At 62.8% G+C, this 12,900-nt stretch carries 17 protein-coding genes; 7 read left to right on the forward strand and 10 right to left on the reverse strand.

Translation table 11 applies throughout. From position 1 onward, the window contains the following. Positions 1 to 8: 8 nt before the first annotated feature. The 5 genes from LZK81_RS05125 to coxB form a co-directional block, all read right to left on the reverse strand. Complete coding sequence (locus LZK81_RS05125; protein ID WP_046603468.1) at positions 9 to 644, reverse strand: cytochrome c oxidase assembly protein; 636 nt, start codon at positions 642 to 644, stop codon at positions 9 to 11. Positions 645 to 653: 9 nt separating this feature from the next. Further along, positions 654 to 791 (reverse strand): hypothetical protein, encoded by a 138-nt coding sequence (locus tag LZK81_RS05130; RefSeq protein WP_046610976.1) that lies wholly within the window; start codon positions 789 to 791, stop codon positions 654 to 656. Next, the gene (locus tag LZK81_RS05135; protein WP_233955392.1) at positions 791 to 1,747 is read right to left on the reverse strand and encodes a heme o synthase; all 957 of its coding nucleotides are present in this window, start codon (positions 1,745 to 1,747) and stop codon (positions 791 to 793) included. The genes LZK81_RS05130 and LZK81_RS05135 overlap by 1 nt, the downstream gene beginning before the upstream one ends. A 68-nt stretch (positions 1,748 to 1,815) precedes the next feature. Continuing rightward, positions 1,816 to 3,522, reverse strand: a complete 1,707-nt coding sequence (gene ctaD / locus LZK81_RS05140) for a cytochrome c oxidase subunit I (RefSeq protein ID WP_233955393.1) — start codon at positions 3,520 to 3,522, stop codon at positions 1,816 to 1,818. Positions 3,523 to 3,540: 18 nt separating this feature from the next. Next, on the reverse strand, positions 3,541 to 4,425 hold the full coding sequence (gene coxB / locus LZK81_RS05145; protein ID WP_046603472.1) for a cytochrome c oxidase subunit II: 885 nt from the start codon (positions 4,423 to 4,425) through the stop codon (positions 3,541 to 3,543). A 411-nt stretch (positions 4,426 to 4,836) separates the two neighbouring features. Between coxB and LZK81_RS05150 the strand changes: the two genes are divergently transcribed. From LZK81_RS05150 to LZK81_RS05180, 7 genes are all read left to right on the forward strand, one after another. Next, the gene (locus tag LZK81_RS05150) at positions 4,837 to 5,487 is read left to right on the forward strand and encodes an invasion associated locus B family protein (protein ID WP_233955394.1); all 651 of its coding nucleotides are present in this window, start codon (positions 4,837 to 4,839) and stop codon (positions 5,485 to 5,487) included. A 129-nt stretch (positions 5,488 to 5,616) separates the two neighbouring features. Further along, the gene (locus LZK81_RS05155; RefSeq protein WP_233956474.1) at positions 5,617 to 5,724 is read left to right on the forward strand and encodes a DUF1304 family protein; all 108 of its coding nucleotides are present in this window, start codon (positions 5,617 to 5,619) and stop codon (positions 5,722 to 5,724) included. Positions 5,725 to 5,728: 4 nt separating this feature from the next. Continuing rightward, on the forward strand, positions 5,729 to 6,736 hold the full coding sequence (gene ispH, locus LZK81_RS05160) for a 4-hydroxy-3-methylbut-2-enyl diphosphate reductase (RefSeq protein ID WP_233955395.1): 1,008 nt from the start codon (positions 5,729 to 5,731) through the stop codon (positions 6,734 to 6,736). Between the two features lie 142 nt (positions 6,737 to 6,878). After that, positions 6,879 to 7,862 carry a homoserine kinase gene (locus tag LZK81_RS05165; protein ID WP_233955396.1) on the forward strand — a complete coding sequence of 328 codons (984 nt, stop codon included), beginning with the start codon at positions 6,879 to 6,881 and terminating at the stop codon, positions 7,860 to 7,862. Beyond that, positions 7,859 to 8,299, forward strand: a complete 441-nt coding sequence (gene rnhA / locus LZK81_RS05170; RefSeq protein WP_046610823.1) for a ribonuclease HI — start codon at positions 7,859 to 7,861, stop codon at positions 8,297 to 8,299. The genes LZK81_RS05165 and rnhA overlap by 4 nt, the downstream gene beginning before the upstream one ends. A gap of 15 nt (positions 8,300 to 8,314) precedes the next feature. Further along, entirely contained in the window at positions 8,315 to 9,124 is an 810-nt protein-coding gene (locus LZK81_RS05175; protein ID WP_233955397.1) for an endonuclease/exonuclease/phosphatase family protein, read from the forward strand. Positions 9,125 to 9,187: 63 nt separating this feature from the next. Then, the gene (locus LZK81_RS05180; RefSeq protein ID WP_046607093.1) at positions 9,188 to 9,496 is read left to right on the forward strand and encodes a Dabb family protein; all 309 of its coding nucleotides are present in this window, start codon (positions 9,188 to 9,190) and stop codon (positions 9,494 to 9,496) included. 42 nt (positions 9,497 to 9,538) lie between these two features. Here the strand turns inward: LZK81_RS05180 and LZK81_RS05185 are convergent, their stop codons facing one another. From LZK81_RS05185 to LZK81_RS05200, 5 genes are all read right to left on the reverse strand, one after another. Continuing rightward, a complete protein-coding gene (locus LZK81_RS05185; protein WP_233955399.1) occupies positions 9,539 to 10,438 on the reverse strand; it encodes a metal ABC transporter substrate-binding protein in 900 nt (299 codons plus the stop codon). A gap of 29 nt (positions 10,439 to 10,467) precedes the next feature. Next, on the reverse strand, positions 10,468 to 11,340 hold the full coding sequence (locus LZK81_RS05190) for a metal ABC transporter permease (protein WP_233955401.1): 873 nt from the start codon (positions 11,338 to 11,340) through the stop codon (positions 10,468 to 10,470). Continuing rightward, complete coding sequence (locus LZK81_RS05195; RefSeq protein WP_233955402.1) at positions 11,337 to 12,104, reverse strand: metal ABC transporter ATP-binding protein; 768 nt, start codon at positions 12,102 to 12,104, stop codon at positions 11,337 to 11,339. The genes LZK81_RS05190 and LZK81_RS05195 overlap by 4 nt, the downstream gene beginning before the upstream one ends. Next, entirely contained in the window at positions 12,101 to 12,223 is a 123-nt protein-coding gene (locus tag LZK81_RS29240; RefSeq protein WP_267967568.1) for a hypothetical protein, read from the reverse strand. Before LZK81_RS29240 ends, LZK81_RS05195 begins: the two co-directional genes overlap by 4 nt. A gap of 142 nt (positions 12,224 to 12,365) precedes the next feature. Then, positions 12,366 to 12,851 carry a peroxiredoxin gene (locus LZK81_RS05200; protein WP_046607097.1) on the reverse strand — a complete coding sequence of 162 codons (486 nt, stop codon included), beginning with the start codon at positions 12,849 to 12,851 and terminating at the stop codon, positions 12,366 to 12,368. Positions 12,852 to 12,900 lie beyond the last annotated feature (49 nt).

The following is a 12,900-nucleotide window of genomic DNA, read 5'->3' on the forward strand; positions in this document are numbered from 1 at the left end:
GGACCCTCTTAAAGTTTCCCCACGCCTGTGTTCTGGGCGCCCGTCTTCGGGGCGCCTGCCTTCGGGCCTTCCGGCAGAGCCGCAACCGGTTTGCCCGGCTCGCTCGGATAGAAGGTGTAGGACAGGGTGATCGTCTTGATGTTCTTGGTCTCTTGGGCCGTGGCGAGCTCCGGGTCAACGAAGAACACCACCGGCATCTGAACCGACTGGCCGGGCTGCAGCGTCTGCTCGGTAAAGCAGAAGCACTCGACCTTGTTGAAATAGGCGCCCGCTTCCATCGGCGTCACGTTGAACACGGCACTGCCCGTCGTCGGTTTGGACGATCGGTTGGTCGCCGTGTATTCGATCTGCACGGTCTCCCCGATCTTCGGGTTGACGGCCTTGGCGGGCTTGAACTCCCAGTTCAGGCCCGGCGAGATATTGGCGTCGAACGTCACCTGGATAGGCTTGTTCAGGATCTTGTCGGAATACTGCTCGACGCGCTGGGTCGTGCCGTTATAGCCGGTGACCTGGCAGAACAGCCGGTAGAGCGGCACGGAAGCGTAGGCGGCGCCGACCATGCCGGCCACGAAAACGGCGCAGCCGGCGAAGATCGCGCTGTTGCTGACCCGTTTTGCCTGACCGTTCTGATTGACGTCCGTCATCGCTCCACCCTAGTTCCCGACTCCGCCGATTTTCACCAGCGTCATGATGTAGAAAAGGACCACGAGCCCGGCGAGAACGATGCCGAGCGCGACATTGCGGTTGCGGCGGGACTTCCTCTGGGCTTCGCTGAGCGTGATTTTTTCCATCACAGCAAACCTCCCACGAGGTGCGGCAATCCCGCGAGCAGCCGGTCGGCCAGGAGGCCTGAGAAGATCGCAAAGAGATAGAAGATCGAATAGGCGAACATCTTCTTCGCCGGCATCATCTTTTCATCGCCGTCGGGCATGCGCCGGACGGCGATGGAACAGATGACGAAGATCGCGCCGAGCAGGGCGGCGAAGATGCCGTAACCGAGGCCCGCAAGTCCGGTGAGGGTGGGGGCAACCGCGATCACCGCGGTCAGCACCGCATAGACGATGATCTGGTTCTTGGTGGAGGCCTCGCCTGCGACGTTCGGCATCATCGGCACGCCGACGGAACCATAGTCGCGCATCTTGAAGAGGGCGAGCGCCCAGAAATGCGCCGGCGTCCACAGGAAGATGATCAGGAACAGGAGAATGCTGTCGAGCGATACGCCGCCCGTGACACAGGCCCAGCCGATCATCGGGGGGAAGGCGCCGGAGGCGCCGCCGATGACGATGTTCTGCGGCGTCGAGCGCTTCAGCCACATCGTGTAGACGACGGCATAAAAGAAGATCGTGAACGCGAGCAGGGCGGCCGAGAACCAGTTGACCGCAAGGCCGAGGATGACGACCGAGAAGACCGAGAGCGTCAGGCCGAAGGCGAGCGCTTCCTGGGGCAGGATGCGGCCGGCCGGGATCGGGCGCTTGGCGGTGCGGCTCATGACGGCATCGATATCGGCGTCATACCACATGTTCAGCGCACCGGAGGCGCCGGCGCCGACCGCGATGCAGAGAATGGAAATCACGCCGAGGACCGGATTGATCTGACCTGGCGCCAGGATGAGGCCGGCGAATGCGGTGAAGACCACGAGCGACATCACCCGCGGCTTCAGGAGCTCGAAGAAATCGCGCGCGCTCGCTTCCGAGAGGCGCGAGCCTCCATCGGTGCCGAGAGCGTCGTGATTGTCCATAACCGTCATTGAACCGTCCTGTTTGGTATTTCAGGGCATCGCGGGTTCCGCGATGCCCCTCTTCAAAGATGAACTGCTTACTTGATGCGCGGCAGCTGTTCCCACTGATGGTACGGCGGCGGCGAAGAAAGCTGCCATTCCAGCGTGGTTGCACCTTCGCCCCAGGGATTGTCGCCGGCGACGCGCTTCTTTGCGAAGGTTTCCCAGACACCATAGAGGAAGATCAGAACGCCGACGAAGGAGATGTAGGAGCCGATGGAAGAAACGTAGTTCCAGCCGGCAAACGCATCCGGATAGTCGATGTAACGGCGCGGCATGCCGGCGAGACCGAGGAAATGCTGGGGGAAGAACACCAGGTTGACGCCGATGAACATGACCCAGAAATGCAGGTTGCCGATCCGCTGGCTGTACATATAGCCGAACATTTTCGGGAACCAGTAGTACCAGGCCGCGAAGATGGCGAAGACCGCGCCGAGCGACAGAACGTAGTGGAAGTGGGCCACGACGTAGTAGGTGTCATGCAACGAGCGGTCGAGGCCGGCATTGGCGAGCTGGACGCCCGTGACGCCACCAACGGTAAACAGGAAGATGAAGCCGATCGCCCAGATCATCGGCGTCGAGAAGGTCAGCGAGCCGCCCCACATCGTCGCGATCCAGGAGAAGATCTTGATGCCGGTCGGAACCGCGATGACCATCGTCGCGAAGACGAAATAGCGCTGCGCATCGAGCGACATGCCGACCGTGTACATGTGATGGGCCCAGACGATGAAGCCGACGGCGCCGATCGCGACCATGGCGTAGGCCATGCCGAGATAACCGAAGACCGGCTTCTTCGAGAAGGTCGAGACGATGTGGCTGATGATGCCGAAGCCGGGCAGGATCAGGATGTAGACTTCCGGGTGACCGAAGAACCAGAACAGATGCTGGAACAGGATCGGGTCGCCGCCGCCTTCAGGAGAGAAGAAGGTGGTGCCGAAGTTGCGGTCGGTCAGAAGCATGGTGATGGCGCCAGCCAGAACCGGCAGCGACAGCAGCAGCAGGAAGGCGGTGACCAGCACGGACCAGGCAAACAGCGGCATCTTGTGCAGCGTCATGCCCGGAGCGCGCATGTTGAGGATCGTGGTGATGAAGTTGATCGCACCGAGGATCGAGGATGCACCGGCAACATGTAGCGCGAAGATCGCCAGGTCGACCGCCGGTCCCGGAGAGCCCGTGCTCGACAGCGGCGGATAGAGCGTCCAGCCGCCGCCGACGCCGTAGGCGCCAGCCGGGCCTTCGACGAACATCGACAGCAGCAGCAGCAGGAAGGCCGGAACGATCAGCCAGAAGGAGATGTTGTTCAGGCGCGGGAAAGCCATGTCCGGCGCGCCGATCATGATCGGCACCATCCAGTTGGCGAAACCGCCGATCATCGCCGGCATGACCATGAAGAAGATCATGATCAGTGCGTGAGCGGTGGTGAACATGTTGAACATCTGCTTGCCGCCGTCGATCGCGGCGTCGCCCTCGTAGCCGTAGACCATCGCGGCCAGACCGTGGAAGATCTGGATGCCCGGCTCCTGCAGCTCCATGCGCATGGCAACGGAAAGAAGGCCGCCGATGATGCCCGCTATGATCGCGAAGATCAGGTAGAGCGTGCCGATGTCCTTGTGGTTGGTCGAAAACAGCCAACGCTGAGCAAAGGTCGGCGTGTGCGAATGATCGTGATGATCGTCGTGAGCATGCGCATCATCGTGAGAGGTGCGAGCATGAGCGTGATCGTCGTGAGCGGAATGTCCAGCCATTGTTCTCACTCCTCTGTATTACTTGGATTCATTTGCCGCGACGGCAAAATTGCCGGCAGGCTTGTCGACCGCAGCCACGAGAGCCTTGTAGGCGCCCGGCAGGTCGGTCGCAGCAGCTGCGAGCCAGGTCTTGTACTTGTCTTCCGAGACGACGCGGATGGCGATCGGCATGTACGCATGGTCCTTGCCGCACAGTTCGGAGCACTGGCCGTAATAGAGGCCTTCCTTCTCGGCCTTGAACCAGGTTTCGTTCAGACGGCCCGGAACGGCGTCGATCTTGACCCCGAAAGCCGGCATTGCGAAGGCGTGGATCACGTCGGACGGAGCAGCCGTCACCAGCATGCGCACGGTCTTGTTGACCGGGATGATCAGTTCGTTGTCGACGGCGAGAAGACGCGGGTAGACGGCAGGATCGGTCTTGCCGGCGGCGGCGCGGTCCTGTTCCTTGAGCATGAAACTATCGAAGGCCACCGGCGCCGGCGTGCCTTCATATTCATAGTTCCACTGCCACTGGGTGGCGGTCGCCTTGACCGTCATGTCCGATTCCGGAATTTCGAGCTGGGCATTCAGGAGATTGAAGGAAGGAATGGCGAGGAAGAAGAGGATGAGAACCGGGCCAAGCGTCCAGATGATCTCGATCGCCGTATTGTGGCTGGTCCGCGACGGCACCGGATTGGCACTGGCACGGAACTTCACGGCGACGACGACCAGCAGGGCCAGAACCAGCAGCGTGGTCGGCACGATGAACCACAGCGTATAGTGGTTGAACCAGCGAATCTGGTGCATGATCGGCGTTGCGGCCGCCTGGAAATCAATCTGCCACGGATGCGGCTGGTCCGCAAAACCTGCGGAAGCAAACAGCAGACAGATGAGCGCCGTCATCACTGCAAAAGCCCTGTTCATCACTACATATCTCCCCATGCGTCTGATCTCGATCAAACCGAACGCAGAATCCAAGCTATATGGTCTGCTTCAATCACAGTTTGCCTGCCGCCGCAATATCTGGCGGGAAAAGCCCGTGCGGCATTTTTGCGCCTCGCGAATAAGCCCGGAATCCCGTGATAATCAGGGGGCGTAACCCGCCTTTTCGACCGGGACGAGATCGTATTTAAAAGGCCTTCCACACCTCCGGCCGCGTCATTATAGACTGTACGACGGCCAAAATCCGGCTTTTTCCTCATAAAAGTGACGGCTGGGCCACGCCGCTTGGCGGGTCCCACTTTCGCCGTACTCCACTGGAAAGAGGTCAGGGCTTTTCATTTCGTCTAGTGAACGACAAGAATAGCCGCACTGATTCGTCTTCCAGAGGTTTCCATGGGTCGTCCCTCCCTGATCTGCGCCGGTCTAGCCGTGATGCTTGCAGCCGCCGTTTCGCTTCCCGCGTTCGCGCAGCAGCCGCAGCCCGGCCCGCGGCCCGCGGCACCACAGCCGGCCCCCCAGCCGGCTCAGGGCGCCAAGCCGGGACCGCAGCCACCCCGGCCGGCGCCGAATGGCGGGCAGGCCCAGCAGCCTTCGGGGCAGCAGGCGCAGCCCCCGGGCAACGTGCGCGAGAACCATGGCGCATGGTCGATCATCTGCGACCGGCCGGCCGGCGCTTCCGCCGACCAGTGCGCGCTGATGCAGAACGTCATCGCCGAGGACCGGCCGGAAGTCGGCCTGTCGGTGGTGGTGCTGAAGACAGCCGACCGCAAGGCACGCATCCTGCGCATCCTCGCGCCACTCGGCGTTCTCCTGAAAGACGGCATGGAACTCTATGTCGACAACAACAATATCGGCCGCGCCTATTTCACCCGCTGCTTCTCCGAGGGCTGTTATGTGGAAGTGGAGATCGACGAGGAACTGATGCGCATCTTGCGCGCCGGCAAGGCTGCCGTCTTTGCCCTGCGCGAATCCGCCGATCAGGACCGGGTCGGCATTCCGATCGAGCTCACCGGCTTTGGCCCGGGCTACGACGCGCTTCCGTGATGTCATAAGAAGGCGATCGGAGCTTTATGGGCTTTGAGGGCAGGCGTGATTTCCCCTGCGTTTCGACGACATGGTGCGCGACGCCATCCCGCCTTCGCCTTCCAATTGAAGCTCTTCTTTCTTGTGTGCGTGACCATTGCCGCTATATATGGCGCGTGGTCGGTCAAGCCGCGCATCCTGTTCATCCAGGGCGGTCCGGCCATTTTCGCTCTCGTGCTGACAGTCCTGGCGTCCTGATTTGATGGCATCATCCATATCTGAAAAAAGCCCGCTCAAGATTCGCCTCTGCGGCCCGCGCGGTTTCTGCGCCGGCGTCGACAGGGCGATCCAGATCGTCGTGCTGGCGCTGAAGGCCTATGGCGCGCCGGTCTATGTCCGCCACGAGATCGTCCACAACCGCTACGTGGTCGAGGGTCTCGAAGCGAAGGGCGCCGTTTTCGTCGAGGAACTGGACGAGATCCCGGCCGAACACCGCGACCAGCCGGTTGTCTTCTCTGCCCATGGCGTACCGAAATCCGTGCCCGAGGATGCCGAGGCCCGCAATCTCTTCTATCTCGACGCGACCTGCCCGCTGGTTTCGAAAGTCCACAAGCAGGCGATGCGCCACCAGCGCCTCGGCCGCCATGTGGTGCTGATCGGCCATGCCGGCCATCCGGAAGTGATCGGCACGATGGGCCAGCTGCCGCCGGGCACGGTGTCGCTGATCGATACGATCGCCGATGCGGAAGCCTATGTCCCCGAAGATCCGGACAATCTCGGCTACGTCACCCAGACGACGCTCTCGGTGGACGACACGGCAGGCGTCATCGCCAAGCTGCAGGAGCGTTTCCCGAACCTCACGGCGCCGGCCGCCGACAGCATCTGCTACGCCACCACCAACCGCCAGGAGGCGGTCAAGGAAGCGGCTCCCGGCTGCGACCTCTTCATCGTCGTCGGTGCTCCCAATTCGTCGAATTCCAAGCGGCTTGTCGAAGTAGCGCTCCGGGCAGGGGCCAATCGCTCCCTGCTGGTGCAGCGCGCCTCCGAGTTGAACTGGGACGAGATCGGCCACATCGGCACGCTCGGCCTTTCCGCCGGCGCCTCCGCCCCGGAAGTCATCGTCGACGAGATCATCGCCGCCTTCAAGGAGCGTTTCGAGGCCGAGATCGAGCTCGCGATCACCGCGGAAGAAACCGAAAATTTCCTCGTCAACCGCGAGCTGCGCGGCGTGCCTTTGACTGTTGAGGACATGGCATGGGTGAATGGGTGAGGAGCGGCCCGGCGAAGCCGGAAAAATCGATGGAGCGGTCCGATTTCAGCTTCGGACGCCCCGGCCTCTAGCGAAGGGCCGGGCGAGCCGCTAGGAAAGCCCCATCACTTATCTGCGCGGCAGAATCAAGCGGGATGACACCTTGGCCGTTTACACCGATATCACCGAAGACGACCTGAAGCAGTTCCTGACCGAATACGATGTCGGCGAACTGACCTCCTACAAGGGGATTGCCGAGGGCGTCGAGAATTCGAACTTCCTGCTGCATACGACCCGCGATCCGCTGATCCTGACGCTTTACGAAAAGCGGACGGATGAGCGTGACCTGCCGTTTTTCCTCGGCCTGATGCAGCATCTGGCGGCCGGCGGCCTGTCCTGCCCGCTGCCCCTGCCGCGCAACGACGGAAATCTCTACGGCACCCTGTCCGGCCGGCCCGCCGCCCTCATCTCCTTCCTCGAAGGCATGTGGCTGAGGAAGCCGGAGGCGAAACATTGCCGCGAGGTCGGCAAGGCGCTCGCCCGGATGCACCTGTCCGGCCAGGATTTCGAGCTGATACGCCCGAACTCGCTTTCCGTGGAGGGCTGGAAGACGCTTTGGGAAAGGTCCGCTGCGCGCGCCGACGAGGTCGAGACCGGCCTGCAGGACGAGATCTCATCGGAACTTGATCACCTGGACCGGAACTGGCCGAAGGACCTGGCCGCCGGCGTCATCCATGCGGATCTCTTCCAGGACAATGTCTTCTTCCTCGGCGACGAACTGTCCGGCCTGATCGACTTCTATTTCGCCTGCAACGACCTGCTCGCCTATGACGTCTCGATCTGCCTGAATGCCTGGTGTTTCGAAAAGGACGGCGCCTACAATCTCACCAAGGGTCAGGCGCTGCTCGAAGGCTACCAGAGCGTCCGCCCCCTTGAGAGGGCTGAGATCGAGGCCCTGCCGATCCTCGCCCGCGGTTCGGCGCTGCGCTTCTTCCTGACGAGGCTCTACGACTGGCTGACGACGCCGGCGGGCGCGCTGGTGGTCAAGAAGGACCCGCTCGAATATCTGCGCAAGCTGCGCTTCCACCGCCAAATTACATCGGCCACCGAATACGGGCTGGCCGAGGAAAGACAGTCCGCATCATGAAGCAGGTAGAGATTTTCACCGACGGCGCCTGTTCCGGCAATCCCGGCCCGGGTGGCTGGGGCGCCATCCTGCGTTATGGCGACACGCAAAAGGAACTGTTCGGCGGCGAGGCCGATACGACCAACAACCGCATGGAGCTGATGGCGGCGATCAATTCCCTGAATGCGCTGAAGACCCCGTGCGAGGTCAACCTTCACACCGACAGCAAATATGTGATGGACGGCATTTCCAAATGGATCTTCGGCTGGAAGAAGAACGGCTGGAAGACCGCCGACAAGAAGCCGGTGAAGAATGCCGAGCTCTGGCAGCAGCTTGAGGAAGCGCGCAACAAGCACAAGGTGACGCTGCACTGGGTGAAGGGCCACGCCGGCCATCCGGAAAACGAGCGCGCCGACGAGCTTGCCCGCCTCGGCATGGCGCCGTTCAAGAAGAAGTAGGCGGAGCGCTGAGCGATGACCTTGCGCCTGATCTCCCTCAACGCCTGGGGCGGCCGCGTCCATGCGCCGCTGATGCAGTATCTCAAGGCGGCTGACCCGGATGTGCTCTGCCTGCAGGAAGTCACCCGCACGCCGGATGCGGACGCCGACTGGCTGGCCTACCGCGACGGCGCCTTCGAACTGCCCCAGCGCGCCAACCTCTATGAGGATGTGAAGGCGGTTCTGCCCGGCCATGAGGCGATGTACGCTCCGGTCGCCCGTGGCACGCTGTTCGAGGGTGAGCGGGAGGTCGGCTCCGAATTCGGCCTTGCCACTTTCGTGCGCGGCTCTTTCCCGATTGTCGGCCAGCAGCTCGGTTTCGTGCATGGAGAGTTCTCGGCCGACGGCTGGGGCGTGCACCCGCGCTCGCGCAACGCCCACGCCGTCCGCGTCCACCGCTACGGTACCGGCTCGGCGGTGACCATCGTGCAGATGCACGGGCTGCGGGATCTTGCCGGCAAGGGCGATACGCCGGCCCGGCTGGCCCAGGCCCACGCTCTCGTCGCGCTGATCGGAAAGGTCTGGCAGCCGGGTGAACCACTTGTCGTCTGTGGCGATTTCAATCTGCAGCCCGGCAGCGAGACCTTCGCCATTCTCGGAGAACTCGGCCTCACCGATCTCGTCACCACCCGCGGTTTCACCGACGCCCGCACGTCCTGGTACCCGAAGGAGGGCCGTTATGCCGATTACCTGCTGGTGACGCCGGATGTGAAGGTCGAGAATTTTGATGTCGTCGCCGAGCCGGAAGTTTCCGACCACCGCGCGCTTCTTCTGGAAATCGCCTGAGCCGCTGTTGCGCTCCGAGCATCAGTCACTATTCTGCCGCCAACAACCCGTGGAGGTCCGCTCATGATCCTGCATTGCGTATTCGTCCGGTTCAAGGCGGCCATCCAGCAGGCCGACAAGCAGTCGATCTACGATGCGATCGACGCGCTGAAGGATGTCACGCCCGGCATCCTCGACGTGAAATTCGGCCAGAACGTCTCGCCGGAAGGCCTGAACGGCGGCTTTCTCGACGGTTTCATCGTGACCTTCGAGAACCCCGAGGCGCGCGACGCCTATCTCGTCCATCCGGACCACATAGCTGTCGGCGACCGGATCATCGGTTCCGCGGACGGCGGTCTGTCGGGGCTTCTGGTTTTCGATATGGCGGTCTGAAGAAAGGCCGCGGGCGTTTGCCCTCAGCCTCCTCTTGCGGGATCAGCTCGACTTCGCCATCGCCGCGGCGATCTGGTCGACATTGTAGCGGAACATCTTTTCATAGGTCGGCGCCGGCCCCTTGGCATCCGAGAGCGATTCGACATAAAGCTCGCCACCCGGCTGGGCAGCCGTCGCCTTGGCGATCTGCTTCACGAGCCGCGGATCGTTGGAATTCTCCAGGAAGTAGGTTTTTACGCCCTCGGCCTTGATCTGCTCGATCAGCTTGGCGACGTCGGCGGCGGAAGCTTCCGTTTCGGTCGAAAGACCGAGCGGCGCCAGGAAGCTGACATTGTATTCGCGGCCGAAATAACCGAAGGCATCGTGGCTGGTCAGCACCTTGCGGCGGTCGGCCGGTACCGCGTCGAACTTGGAATGCGCGTAGGCATTCATGGCGTCGAGCTTCTGGATATAGGCCTCGGCATTCGCCTTGAAGGCGCCGGCATCGGCCGGATCTGCCTCCGAGAGCGCCTTCTCGATATTGGCGACCCAGACCTTCACGTTGACCGGGCTGTTCCAGACATGCGGATCGGTCACCGTCTTGCCGTCTTCGTCCATGGTGCGGGTATTGACGCCTTCCGACACCACGACCGGCTTGCCCTTGTAGCCCGAGGCGGTGATCAGTCGGTCCATCCAGCCTTCCAGGCCTTCGCCGCTGACAAAGGCGACCTGCGCCGCCTTGAGGTTCCGGGCGTCCGTCGGCGACGGCTCGAATTCATGGGGATCGCCGTTCGGGCCGACGAGGTTCGTCACCTTCACATGTTTGCCGCCCACCTGGGAGACGACGTCGCCGAGCACCGTGAAGGAGGCGACGACCTTGAGCGTGTCCGCGAAGGCCGGCACGGCGGAAAAGGCCATGAGGGCGGGAATGGCGGCAGAGAGAAGCAGTCTGCGGGATATCATCGAGGTCTCCTTGAGATTGACCGGTGGTATCAGCCCTTCAGATGTGGGCTGGGAAACAGCCACCGGGCAAAGCCGGACGGCGAGAAGAGAATGGAAAGGCCGTAGATCACCGCCGCCGTCATGATGATCGTCGGGCCGGAGGCGAGTTCGAGGTGATAGGAGGCGACCAGCCCGACATAGCCGGAGACGGCCGCCGTGGCGGCGGCAAGCGCTATCATCGCCGTCAGGCTGCGGCCCCAGAGCTGCGCCACTGCGGCCGGCAGCATCATCAGCCCGACCGCCATCAGCGTGCCGAGCGCCTGGAAGCTCGCGACCATGTTCAGCACCACGAGCAGCAGGAACAGCGCGTGATAGACCGGCCCGCGGCCGCCGACGGTGCGCAGGAAGCCCGGATCGAAACATTCCGCCACCAGCGGCCGGTAGACCAGGGCAAGGGCGATGAGCGTCACCGATGTGATCGAGCCGATGAGGGCGAGTGCGGGGCCGTCGATCGCCAGAATGGTGCCGAACAGCACGTGCAGCAGATCGATGTTGGAGCCGCGCAGCGAGACGATCAGCACGCCCAAGGCCAGAGAAGTCAGGTAGAAGCTCGCAAAGCTCGCGTCTTCCTGCAGCACCGTGGCGCGGCTGACCACCCCGGAAAGCAGCGCCACTGAAAGACCCGCTACGAGCCCGCCGATCCCCATCGCAGTCAGCGACAGCGAGCCGGCGACGAGATAGCCGATCGCCGCACCCGGCAGCACCGCATGGCTCATCGCGTCGCCCATCAGGCTCATGCGCCGCAGCATCAGGAAGACACCGATCGGTCCGGAGCCGAGCGCCAGGCAGAGGCAGGCGACCAACGCCCGGCGCATGAAGCCGTAATCGGCAAACGGCGCGATCAGCAGATCGTATGTGCTCATGCGACAACCCCGTTGCTCGAGGCCCTTCCGCTTGGGTTCTCGCAAATCCCTGCGCCGTCGTCCCATCGCTCCGCCATCATCCGTGCCTTGAGCAGGTTGCCGGCCGACATCACCTCCGCCGTCAGCCCCCAGGCGATGCATTCGCGGGCCAGAAGCAGGGTCTCGGGAAAATGCGCCCGCACCTGCTCGAGGTCGTGCAGCACGGCGATCACGGTGCGGCCCTCGCCGTGCCAGCGCGCGACGATGTCGAGCAGGTCCTGGGTGGTGCGAGCATCGATCGCCGTAAAAGGTTCGTCGAGCAGGATGACCTTGGCATCCTGAAGCAGAAGGCGCGCAAACAGCACCCGCTGGAACTGCCCGGCCGAAAGCGAGCCGATCGGCCGCCGTTCGAAGCCGCCGAGGCCGACGGCGGCGAGCATACTGGCCGCTTTGGCGTATTCCGTCGCTCTGTTCGCCCTGAAGGCTCCCGTATGCCGCCAGGCGCCGAGCAGCACCGTATCGAGGACGGAGATCGGGAAACGCCGGTTGATATCTGCCGCTTGCGGCAGATATCCGAAATCGCTGCGGATGAGCTGATGCTGCAGCCGCCCTTCCGCCGGCCGCAATTCGCCCATGATCGCCTTCATCAGCGTCGATTTGCCGGCACCGTTCGGCCCGGCAATCGCGGTCAGGCTGCCGGCCCGGAAGAAACCCGATACGTGGTGGACGGCGGGATGGCGGTCGTAGGTGACCGTGAGATTATCGAGCGTGAGGAGGGCGCTCACGGAAGCATTGCCGCCCAGCCGATCGCCAGCCAGAGAAGGCCAAGGAGCAGCGCGACATAGACGAGGCGGCCAAGAGCCGAACGGCCGATCAAGCCAGGGGAGTGGAGTGGATGTGCCATTCGGTCCGCCATTTATGTAATAACATTACAGTTATGTTATAACGATTATGGCGGAAAGAAGGCGCGATCAAAACGCGATGTGGGCGTAAAACAAAAAGGGCACCGGATGGCGCCCTTTTCAAACGGAAATGCAAACTCGGCCTCAGAGCTGTTCCAGCATCGCGGCGGCGCCGGAGACTGTGGCCTGGCCGGGGCTTTCCTCGACATTGAGCGACTTCACGACGCCGTTTTCGACCAGCATCGAATAACGCTTCGAGCGCACGCCGAGGCCGCCGGCGGAAAGGTCGGCGTCGAGGCCGAGCGCCTTGGTGAAGGCGCCGTCCCAGTCGGCCAGGAAGTGGATCTTGCCGAGGCCGCCGGTCTGGGTGGCCCAGGCGCCCATCACATGCCAGTCGTTGACGGCGAGGACGGCAATGTCGTCGACTCCCTTGGAGAGGATCGCGTCGCGGTTCTCGAGATAGCCCGGCAGGTGGTTCAGCGTGCAGGTGGGCGTAAAGGCGCCGGGCACGGCGAAGACAACCACCTTCTTTCCATCGAAAAGCTGTTCGGTGGTGATCTCCACCGGGCCGTCCGCGGTCTTTTCCTTGAACTTGGCTGTGGGAAGTTTGTCGCCGATGGCAATCGTCATGGGGCTCTCCTCGGTTGGGCGAGCGCCTGTTTCAGGCCCGCCATTCGCG

The sequence above is a fragment of the Neorhizobium galegae genome, assembly GCF_021391675.1.
In the GTDB taxonomy this organism is placed as follows: Bacteria; Pseudomonadota; Alphaproteobacteria; order Rhizobiales; family Rhizobiaceae; genus Neorhizobium; species Neorhizobium galegae_B.

Coding starts and splice junctions, on each gene's coding strand:
- LZK81_RS05125 (WP_046603468.1), bottom strand. CDS start 644: ATGACGGACGTCAATCAGAACGGTCAGGCAAAACGGGTCAGCAACAGC.
- LZK81_RS05130 (WP_046610976.1), bottom strand. CDS start 791: ATGGAAAAAATCACGCTCAGCGAAGCCCAGAGGAAGTCCCGCCGCAAC.
- LZK81_RS05135 (WP_233955392.1), bottom strand. CDS start 1,747: ATGACGGTTATGGACAATCACGACGCTCTCGGCACCGATGGAGGCTCG.
- ctaD (WP_233955393.1), bottom strand. CDS start 3,522: ATGGCTGGACATTCCGCTCACGACGATCACGCTCATGCTCGCACCTCT.
- coxB (WP_046603472.1), bottom strand. CDS start 4,425: ATGAACAGGGCTTTTGCAGTGATGACGGCGCTCATCTGTCTGCTGTTT.
- LZK81_RS05150 (WP_233955394.1), top strand. CDS start 4,837: ATGGGTCGTCCCTCCCTGATCTGCGCCGGTCTAGCCGTGATGCTTGCA.
- ispH (WP_233955395.1), top strand. CDS start 5,729: ATGGCATCATCCATATCTGAAAAAAGCCCGCTCAAGATTCGCCTCTGC.
- rnhA (WP_046610823.1), top strand. CDS start 7,859: ATGAAGCAGGTAGAGATTTTCACCGACGGCGCCTGTTCCGGCAATCCC.
- LZK81_RS05175 (WP_233955397.1), top strand. CDS start 8,315: ATGACCTTGCGCCTGATCTCCCTCAACGCCTGGGGCGGCCGCGTCCAT.
- LZK81_RS05180 (WP_046607093.1), top strand. CDS start 9,188: ATGATCCTGCATTGCGTATTCGTCCGGTTCAAGGCGGCCATCCAGCAG.
- LZK81_RS05185 (WP_233955399.1), bottom strand. CDS start 10,438: ATGATATCCCGCAGACTGCTTCTCTCTGCCGCCATTCCCGCCCTCATG.
- LZK81_RS05190 (WP_233955401.1), bottom strand. CDS start 11,340: ATGAGCACATACGATCTGCTGATCGCGCCGTTTGCCGATTACGGCTTC.
- LZK81_RS29240 (WP_267967568.1), bottom strand. CDS start 12,223: ATGGCACATCCACTCCACTCCCCTGGCTTGATCGGCCGTTCGGCTCTT.
- LZK81_RS05200 (WP_046607097.1), bottom strand. CDS start 12,851: ATGACGATTGCCATCGGCGACAAACTTCCCACAGCCAAGTTCAAGGAA.